The sequence below is a fragment of the Oleiphilus sp. HI0123 genome (assembly GCF_001635315.1).
The window spans coordinates 1-1,375 of the sequence record NZ_LWGE01000387.1; the positions used below are offsets into that span (position 1 = coordinate 1).

Consider the following 1,375-nt stretch of genomic DNA (forward strand, 5'->3'; position numbering starts at 1 on the left):
GCGGAATGGCGGCAAGTTGGACTCTCGGCCCTTCCACACTGTGCCTTCCCGCACCACAACTCCGTCATTCCCGCGCAGGCGGGAATCCATTGTCTTGAATAGAACGCAGCATTTGAAACCGTCGTAGTAATCGAATTAATAAGGTTTGGGTCAAAAACAATGGATCCCCGCATGCGCGAGGATGACAACGGTGGGATATCATAACGTTAGGGGGTAAACATCTAATCGCGAACCGGTACACTTTGGCGTACATCCGACCAAAATCAAAACAAGTACCTATGTCTCGAAATGGCACTTTCCAGTCCAGACCTTATCAACGAGCTAGATCAGTTTCAAAAGATTGGAGAACATTAAAGCCGTGCAAACTAGCAGAGCCTTATTGCTGTTTTTTGAAAGGCAAATAAGTACTCGCATCCTCATAATAAGCTTCGAGCATTTCATTTTCTTTGCTAATAAATTCCGCAACGGGCTCTCGAAACCCTTCTTCAGCCAGCCAGTGGTTTGAGTAAGTATAAGTCGGACGAAAGCCTCGTTGGATTTTATGTTCACCCTGAACTCCGGGGTCAAACCTAGCCAGGCCATTCGCGATACAGTATTCAATCCCTTGATAGTAACAAAGCTCGAAATGAAGATTATTAGCCTCTTCGATACAGCCCCAATAACGACCGTACAAGGCATTATCGCCCTTAAAATTTAATGCACCAGCAATGTACTCGCCATTTCGCTTTGCCATCATCAACACAAGATACTCAGGCATCTCTGAAGCAATACGCTCAAAAAATGATGGCGATAAATAGCCACCATGACCGCTACGTTTGGCATAGGTGATTTGGTAAAAGTCATAAAAGCTACGCCAAAGCTCAGCGTTTATTTCCCTACCTTCCCATACCTCTACTTCTATTCCTTGCTGGGAAATACTTGCACGTTCTTTCTTAAGATTTTTTCGTTTTCGTGAGCTAAAAGAGGCGAGAAAGTCATCAAAACTCTGATAGCCCTCGTTCGTCCATTGAAAGTGCACAGCCTTACGCTGAAGAACCGGAGGCTTGAAGACTGTCGATAGTTCTGAACCAGGGAATAACAGATGCCAACCCGAGTAGCCTTGCTCATGACAATGCTTTGGAGCAAAGTCATGCAAGGCCGTAATCACGGCGCTATGATCAATACCCTCTCGTATAAGTATCCGTGAACCGGTAATGGGGGTGAAAGGAATGGCTGAAACTAACTTGGGATAATAAGCCAATCCATATTGATGGTAAGCATTCGCCCAAGCATGGTCAAAGACGTATTCACCATAGCTATGCTGCTTAACATAGCTAGGAACAGCGGCGACCAATGTATCGCCCTGATAAGCCATGAGGTGATGCACCAACCATCC

The 1,375-nt window shown here is 45.6% G+C and carries 1 protein-coding gene; it reads right to left on the bottom strand.

Annotation, left to right across the window (positions count from 1 at the left end; translation table 11 throughout):
• Positions 1–376: 376 nt before the first annotated feature.
• On the bottom strand, positions 377–1,375 hold a 999-nt coding region (locus A3761_RS03670), incomplete at its 5' end, for a GNAT family N-acetyltransferase (protein WP_156491569.1).